Raw genomic sequence first — 9,470 nt, 5'->3', positions numbered from 1 at the left:
GCGATTTTATCGGCTTCAGCTTTTTCTTTAGCGATTTTATCGGCTTCAGCTTTTTCTTTAGCGATTTTATCGGCTTCGGCTTTTTCTTTGGCAATTTTATCTGCATTGTTGGGTTTTATAGGACTATTTTTATTGCCCGCACGGCTACCGATAGCAGACGCACCAAGCCCAATCGCCCCAATACCTAAGGCAATCGCACCCAAACCCATGCCACTCGCAATCGGCGTAGTTGTAGCGAGTGTGGCATTTAGTCCGACTAACTCACTCATATTACTAATGGTAGCATAATTTTGATAATTTTCTAATACCAATGCCATCTCTTGCTCGTTAGGCAGATATACCTGTACATCATCGCCAATAACATCTAAGCGAACATCATGAATAAGATTGCCCTCATCATCATAGATTTTATATTTTGTGTTGGCTTTTGATTTGAACTTAAGCGGTTTTTTATTGTTTAAATGAAAATACTCTGTTTTGCCTTGTTGTGTGACGGCTAAATGATAATTTTTTTTCATGATAAGCTCTCATATATTCATAATATTAATAAGAATTTATTTTAAGTATTTAAACTTAATATAAAAAATACTATAGCATAAAATAAGGTCATTTGCCAGAAACTACAAGGGTAATACGATATTGCAGTTAAAATTATCGTTAAATTTAATTAATAGCCCTTGAAATTTTCATTTGCAAATACTTTATCCTAAAAATTTCACAGTTTATCGGATTCTTAATTGAGAAAGGATTAACAATAAAATTCAGAGAAAAGGGTTTAAAAAGTAAATTTTTATCCCCATTTTTGCTAAAAGCAAGTGTTTTGACTATTTAGTTTATATTTTTTTCTTGACAATATAAAATTTTTATTGAAATACTGTTTTTAACCCTTATATTGTTGTTAAGACAAACTTTTATCAGGAAAAAATTATGCAATTTGACAAATTTACCCAAAAACTGCAATCTGGTTTACAATCCGCTCAAAGCCTTGCCGTCGGGCGAGATAATACTGCCGTTGAGCCAATTCATTTATTAGCAACTTTATTAGAAGATGAAAGTAATGTAAATGTTTATGAACAATCAGGGGCAAATATTGACGTTTTAAAGGCTGAAGTTAAAAAATCGCTGGATAATCAAGCCATTATCCAAAATCCTACTGGTGATGTTGGTTTAAGCCAAAATACCGTCAAAGTATTAAACCTTGCCGACCGTCACGCCCAAAAAGCAGGTGATAGTTTTTTGGCGATAGACTGGGTGCTGGTGGCATTGGCGGAAACGTCTGATACCGCAAAAATCTTAACCAAATCTGGCGTAAACGAGCCAAAATTACGCCAAGTGATTAACTTTATTCGTGGGGGCGATACGGTGAACAACCAAAATTTTGAAGACCAAAGAGATGCTTTAAACAAATACACCATTAATCTGAACGAGCGAGCCTTGTCAGGAAAACTGGACCCTGTGATTGGGCGAGATGAAGAAATTCGCCGTACCATTCAAGTATTATCCAGACGCACCAAAAACAACCCTGTGTTGATTGGTGAGCCAGGTGTTGGTAAAACTGCCATTGTAGAAGGGCTTGCCCAAAAAATTATCAATGGCGATGTGCCAGAAGGGTTACGCAACAAACAAGTGTTGTCGCTTGACATGGGAGCTTTGATTGCAGGGGCAAAATATCGTGGTGAATTTGAAGAACGCCTAAAAGCCGTGTTAAATGATTTGGCAAAATCAGACGGACAAATTATCCTGTTTATTGATGAAATTCATACCATGGTTGGAGCAGGTAAGGGCGACGGTGCGATGGATGCTGGCAATATGCTAAAACCTGCGTTGGCAAGGGGTGAATTGCACTGCGTGGGGGCGACAACCCTTGATGAATACCGCCAATATATTGAAAAAGACCCAGCACTAGAACGCCGTTTTCAAAAAGTGCTTGTGGACGAGCCAACGGTGGAAGATACCATTGCGATTTTGCGTGGCTTAAAAGAGCGTTACGAATTGCATCATGGCGTGGACATTCAAGACAGTGCCATTATCGCCGCTGCCAGAATGAGCAATCGTTATATCACCGACCGCAAATTGCCTGATAAAGCCATTGACTTGATTGATGAATCTGCCAGTCGCCTAAAAATGGAGCTTGACAGTAAGCCTGAAGCGTTAGAAAAACTTGACAGCCGTTTAATTGCCCTAAAAATGCAACGAGAAACGTTGAAAAATGAAGACGATGACGGTGCAAAAGCACAGTTAAAATTGCTTAACGAACAAATTAGCGAACTTGAAAAACAATATGCCGATTTGAACGACATTTGGCAAGCAGAAAAAGCCCTTGTTAAAGGCTCACAAGCGTTAAAAGACGAGCTTGATAAAGCTAGGATAGCCTATGAAAAGGCAAGTCGTGAAGGCGACTACGAAACCATGAGCAAACTGCAATACGAAACCATTCCAGAGCTAGAAAAACGCCTAAAAGCGTCTGATTTAGCAGAGCAAGGCAAAGCACAGGTAAAATTGTTAAGAAACAAAGTTACTGACAATGAAATCGCCGAAGTGGTTTCCGCAAGCACAGGCATTCCAGTCGCCAAAATGCTCCAAGGCGAACGAGAAAAAATGCTCACAATGGAAGACAAACTGCACGAACGAGTAATCGGACAAGCCGAAGCAGTAGAAGCGGTTGCCAATGCGGTTCGCCGTAGCCGAGCAGGGCTATCTGACCCCAACCGTCCAAGTGGTTCGTTCTTATTTCTTGGACCGACTGGTGTGGGTAAAACCGAGCTGACAAAATCGCTTGCCAATTTCCTATTTGATGACGAAAATGCTATGATTCGCATTGATATGTCTGAATTTATGGAAAAACACAGTGTTAGCCGTCTGGTGGGGGCTCCCCCTGGTTACGTCGGCTATGAAGAAGGCGGCATTTTAACCGAAGCGGTTCGCCGTAAGCCGTATAGCGTGGTGCTGTTTGACGAAGTGGAAAAAGCTCACCCAGACGTGTTTAACATTTTGCTTCAAGTCCTTGATGACGGTCGTTTGACTGATAGTCATGGGCGAGTGGTGGATTTTAAAAATACCGTGATTATCATGACATCAAATTTAGGTAGTCATAAAATCCAAGAAATGACCAGCGAAAATGCTACTTATGACGACATAAAATCGGAAGTCATGGAATCGGTGAATGCCCATTTCCGTCCAGAATTTATCAACCGTATTGATGAAATCGTGGTGTTTCATCCACTGGGACAGCAGGATATGGCAGGCATTGCAGGTATTCAATTGGCAAGATTAAAATCACGCCTTGCTGAGCGAGAGTTATCGCTTGAACTGACTGATGATGCGATGAATGCCCTTGTAGAAGTGGGCTACGACCCAGTATTTGGGGCAAGACCGTTAAAACGAGCCATTCAACAAGAGATTGAAAATCCGTTATCAATCAAACTGTTATCTGGCGAATTTGCACCGCATGATACGATTAAAGTTGATGTTGGGGCTGATGGTGAATTGACTTTTGGCAAATTGCTGTTAAGCTAACTTGTTAAGCCAATCGCTGACTTAAACTTAAGAACCTAAGAAAACACTAAATTGGGGCGACTTGATTTGGTGTTTTTGTTTTGTTTTTTTGAAATGATTGTGATAAATTGTATCAAAGCGATTTATCAATTTTATCAAAACTTACATGACCAGTAAAACGGATTGCTTATCAAAAGGTAACTTGACTATGCCAAATTTAACCACTACTGCCACCGAACCCACCTTAACAGGCAACACTTACGACCTTATCAAACAGCGTCTAACCGAACAAGGCAACCGCCTCACCCAACAAACCCAAGCCCTAGACCACGCCCGCCTTGCCGAATTTGGCAATACCCAAATGCAGGTGTTGGCTCGTACTCGCATTCGTACCGAGAACAACTGTATCGCACGTGACATGGTGCAAGTTGGCGATTTTCTGCTGTTTGGTTACAATGTATTTATGGGGTTAAAACAAGAAACTCACGTAGACGACGTGCTTTCCCTTTACCGCCTTGTCAAAAATGATATCAGCCAACCTGATACAAGCGAAAATCCAGACGACTATCATTTAGAACTGGTAAATTTAGCCGAGAGTTTTTTAAACCAACCTAATTTTATCCAAGATTTTAACGAACTATATCGCTACTACAAAAATACGCAACTATTGCAACTCATCGTCAAAGATGGCAAATTGCTCATCGCTTTTCAAATCGGTGAACGCATCAGTGACTTGCGTGTGTTCCGTTTTTCGCTGTCACCTGACGGACACGACGTCCAATATATGGACAATCGTGGCGAGCGGGACATCGCCCTACCCCCACCTTACGACTTTGATTGGACGGCGACCACCAGAGAAAATGTGATACATGGCAAACACCCACATATTAATATTTTAGACACGCTTTTTGTAGAAACACTTAACGGCGATTTGACGATAAAAATTGAAAATAACACAGAAACAGGACTGGGCATTTTTAGCGAAGCCGTACAAGACAAAACCCAAGCCCTGACCGATGCCAATATTTTTTACGCCCAAGTTGGCAGTTTGATTTTGTTAAAAATTTTGCCTTATCGTGAAAATGATTACCGTTATTTGGTGTATAACACGCTAACTGAAACCGTTACTCGCCTTGATGCGATTGGGCAATCTTGCGTGCAACTGCCTGAAAATCATGGCATTGTTTTTCCCAACGGTTATTATTTGCAATCTGGGGAATATAAACTTTTTGAAAATAAAAATCATATGCAAAATCAATCACTTGATTTAAAATTTAAACGCCGTATTGCATCCCCAAATGGCGAAGATGTGCTGTATCTATTTTATGACGTGGTGCAAGGCATTACAGGGCTTTTTGCCTATAATTTAATCAAAAAACAACTGCAAAATCCGATTTTTTGTCATGGTTATGCGTTGAGTGCTAGCGGTTTGTTGGTACTGTTTAACGCCCAAAATGAGCCAACTCGCATTCATCCGATGCAGATTTGGCAAACGCCCTACGCCAGCGATGAATTTGTCAGCAATCAACCTGAAAACACCAGTTTTTATGGCAAAATTGGCAACAAAGAATTGGTGCGTGGTATTTCCGATATTTATGGGGTAACTCGGCTGATTGGCAATCAACAAGTGTCGCAAAAACTCTACGAAGAGTTGTCTGCCACCGCCAGTCGGCTATTTGAGCGTTATTATTGGCTTGCCGAGCCTGAACTTGCCGAACTAAACGCCACCTTGCATGAAGTTATTAACACGAGCGAACTAGTCATTGATGAGTTTGCCAAAGTGCAAGCCATACAAAAACAAACCCAACAAGCGGTAAACGATGCTGAACAACAGCAAAACGAGATTTTTCGGCAAATTCGCCTAGCCAGTTTTCAAACTGCCAATGATTTTGTCAGCTTACTTGCCAAATTACGTCAGCAGCAAGGGCATCTGGTTAGCCTAGAAACTTTGCGATATTTGGATAATGATAAGTTAACCCAATTAAAACAACAAGTTAGCGAACAAGAAAAAACTTTAGCCGAACAAACGGTAACTTTTTTAAGTAGCGACAATGCGTTGATTGATTATGAAGTTTTGCTAAATGATATTCAAGCTTCTTTAGAACAAGCCAACAGCAATCATGAACTTTCGCCGATGTTAACCACGATTGAACAAACCGCCAACGGCTTGGATTTATTGACTGAATTATTAGGCACGTTGGACGTTGCCGATGCCACCGTTCGCACGCAGATTATTGACGACATTTCCGTCATTTATGCCAAACTTAACCAAAGCAAAGCAAAGCTCAATCACAAACGCAAAAGTTTGGGTTCGGCAGAAAACATCGCTCAATTTTCCGCCCAATTTAAACTGTTTAATCAAGCGGTTGCCAATGCGTTATCTATCGCCACCACCCCTGAAAAAAGCGATGAACAGCTAGCTCGCCTACTGGTGCAACTGGAAGAATTAGAAGGGCAATTTAGCGATGATGTTGGTTTAAGCGAACAGTTTTTAAATGATATTTTAACAAAACGTGAAGAAATCATTGATAATTTTGATACGCACAAACAGCAGTTATTGGATGAACGCAACCGCAAAGCCCAACAGCTTGGCGATGGTGCGAGCCGTATGTTGGACAACATCAAAAAACGCACGCAAAACGTGGGAACGACAGGGATAAACGATGAAGATGCGTTAAATACCTATTTTGCGTCCGATGCCTTGGTACAAAAAGTTCGTAGTATTATCAAGCAGTTATACGAACTTGGCTTTAATGTGAAAGCGGACGACACGGACGCACGGCTCAAAGCGATTATCACGGATAGTTACAAGGCGTTGCGAGATAAAAGCGAACTGTACGAAGCTGGCGGAAATGTGATAAAACTTGGTAAACATCGCTTTTCGGTCAATACGCAACCCTTGGATTTGACCCTATTGCCACGCCAACTTGACCACGAAAAACGCTTGTATTTACATTTGACTGGTACGGATTATTATCAAGTTTTGCTAAATAGCCAACTAGATGATTTGCAAGATTTTTGGGAAATGCACCTAGCATCAGAAACGCCGAACGTTTACCGAGCGGAATTTTTGGCATATCAAATTTTGCAATCGGCTCAGGCCAATAGCGATGATTTAACCTTAGAAAAACTCTATCAAGCCTTTCATGAAAGTAAAGATTTGGCAGATTTTGCCAATGTGAGTCCACTTGCTGAATTGGTCAAAATTTTTGCCACACCCCGCTATCAAGACGGCTACGAAAAAGGCGTGCATGATCATGATGCGGTGTTAATTTTGGCAAAGATTTTACCGATTTATCAATCGGCAGGTTTACTCACATTTGAGCCGAGTGTGCGAGCGTTAGCACAGATTTTTTATGATAACTTGTTGAAAAACAAGATAAAGTATAAAGAAAATCAAGTAGTTGACGACTGGTTTTTACCACATAAAACCCATATCCAAACTTGGCAAGACCGAGCCATTACCGCACAACAACTGTACATACTTTTGCACAGCAACACAGCAAAAACCCTGCTGATCGCCGATGTAGCTCAAGTTATCAGCGATTTTGCACACCATAAAATGGCGGATATTTTCACGCCTGCCCAAATTACCCAAGCCAGCGAGTATTTGGTACAAGTTTTAGCAAAGGTGGATTTGGCAAATTTAGCCCAGTCAAAAATCACGTTTGACATCAGTAAAACCGCCGATGATGTCTATCAAAAATTGCAAACCACGCTTGGTGATACGCAATTTACTTATTTGCAAAATGTATTGGCAACATTGCAAGATGAGCCAAAATCTGCCTATGAGTTGGCGAATACTTGGCTGACCGCTTTGGTGGCAAAATTGCACGCCGACAATACCGAAACCACCACCGAAACAAATACCGAGACCGAGCAAGATTTTGCCCACGTTATCCCTGAAGTCATCGCTTTGTTAATTGTCAATTCATCAACTTTTATTGAATTATGTCAGCGACACATCAGCACAGTGGCTTTGGATATTAAAGTAGAAAATTTACTTGGCGAACATGCTTTAATTGTTAATCAAAACCTACAATTTACTTTAGATAAATTTTTAAGTAAATTACACCGACATCAGCAAGAAACGTTACCAAAATTTGCTGAATATTTGGCATTAAAATCGCAAGTCTTACAACAGGCAAAACAGGATTTACGCTTGCATGAATTTGTCGCTCGTCCCTTGTCTTCTTTTGTGCGTAACCGTTTGATTAATGATAGTTATTTGCCGATTATTGGCGATAATTTGGCCAAACAAATGGGGGTGGTCGGCGATAATAAACGCACGGATTTAATGGGTTTGCTCATGCTAATTTCACCCCCTGGTTACGGCAAAACCACGCTCATGGAATACGTGGCGAGCCGTTTGGGCTTGACCTTTATGCGGATAAATTGTCCATCTTTGGGGCATGATGTGACTTCGCTTGACCCTGCTCAAGCCCCGAATAGCACGGCAATGAGCGAGTTAGAAAAATTGAACCTTGCCTTGGAAATGGGCAATAACGTCATGTTATATCTAGATGACATTCAGCATACCAATCCAGAATTTTTGCAAAAATTTATTTCCTTATGTGATGGTACACGGCGGATTGATGGGGTTTGGCAAGGCGAAAGCAAGACTTATGACATGCGGGGCAAAAAGTTCTGCGTGGTCATGGCGGGCAACCCTTATACCGAAAGTGGCGACGTGTTCAAAATCCCTGATATGCTCGCCAACCGTGCCGATATTTACAATCTGGGCGATATTTTGGGAGGCGATACAGGCACGATGGCGGACGTGTTTGCCATGAGTTATTTGGAAAATGCTTTAACGTCCAACCCAGTTTTAGCCCCACTTACCAACCGAGATATGGCGGACGTGTATCGACTGATTGACATGGCGACAGGCAAAACCATCAACACAGGCGATCTGACCCACCCTTACAGTTCGGCAGAAATGAATGAAATCGTGGCGGTTTTGCAAAAAATGCTTAAAATTCAAAAAGTTATTTTAACCGTCAATCAAGCCTACATTTATTCGGCATCGCAAGACGACCGCTACCGTGTTGAACCTGCGTTCAAACTACAAGGCAGTTACCGCAACATGAACAAGATGACCGAAAAACTCTCGCCGATTATGAACGATAACGAGCTGACGCAACTGATTCACGACCATTATCAAGGCGAAGCCCAACTTTTGACCACAGGGGCGGAAAGCAACCTGCTAAAACTTGCCGAACTGCGTGGCACGCTGACTGCGGAACAAGCCGAGCGTTGGCAGGCGATTAAAGCCGACTTTTTACGCAACAAGGCAATGGGGGGCGATGACACAGACACAGGCAACCGTGTGGTGGCTCAACTGGTGGACTTGGCGACAGGTGTGCAAGGCGTACATCAACAGCTTGGCAACTGGATAACGCATCAACAACAAGAAAAAAACAACGCACCCACCACACAAGATATGTTTGAAAAACTGCATGATAATTTTAATAAAAATTTACAATCTAGCTTGCAAACAGGCTTACAAACCAGTATGGAAACCAACTGGGCAAAAATCGCTCAACTGTATCAACATCAGCAACAACTTACCCAAAGCCAAAACATGGCACAACAAGCCTTGTTACAAAACTTGGTACAAAATGTGGTGGTGGCGATTAACGAATTGGCAAATAATTTATCGGAAAATTTATCAGAAAATTTATCCACAAATTTAGCCCATAATTTAGCGAATAGCCGAAACACTGAAATCGATATTCATAAGCAAAATCAACAACTTGCTGAAAGTTTAAAACAAGCCTTAGACCCGATTGTCATGCGTATGGATGAAAAATTACGCATTGATATGAGTACCGATGAAAGCGGAAAACTGTTGGTTAATAACTTAAGAAAATTGACGCAGATTTTTGGTGATTAGTCTTTTTGGTAATTAGTGCTGACAGTTTTTTGCAAAAACTAAATCCCAAAAACCGAAAATCCCCAACGTCAAGTCAAGT

Annotated in this window: 3 protein-coding genes; 2 read left to right on the top strand and 1 reads right to left on the bottom strand. The window is 41.3% G+C overall.

What is annotated here, in order from left to right; genetic code table 11:
* Window positions 1-518, bottom strand: a 518-nt coding sequence (locus A3G3_RS13185) for a hypothetical protein (RefSeq protein WP_040631287.1), incomplete at its 3' end; no start/stop codon positions are given.
* Between the two features lie 409 nt (window positions 519-927).
* Between A3G3_RS13185 and clpB the strand changes: the two genes are divergently transcribed.
* Both clpB and A3G3_RS0104580 read left to right on the top strand, forming a co-directional pair.
* Complete coding sequence (gene clpB, locus A3G3_RS0104590) at window positions 928-3,516, top strand: ATP-dependent chaperone ClpB (protein WP_019519367.1); 2,589 nt, start codon at window positions 928-930, stop codon at window positions 3,514-3,516.
* A gap of 187 nt (window positions 3,517-3,703) precedes the next feature.
* Complete coding sequence (locus tag A3G3_RS0104580) at window positions 3,704-9,391, top strand: DNA repair ATPase (protein ID WP_019519365.1); 5,688 nt, start codon at window positions 3,704-3,706, stop codon at window positions 9,389-9,391.
* Window positions 9,392-9,470: the final 79 nt, after the last annotated feature.

This window comes from Moraxella boevrei DSM 14165 (assembly GCF_000379845.1).
GTDB classification, from domain to species: Bacteria; Pseudomonadota; Gammaproteobacteria; order Pseudomonadales; family Moraxellaceae; genus Faucicola; species Faucicola boevrei.
This window is presented reverse-complemented; position numbering and strand designations above follow the sequence as displayed.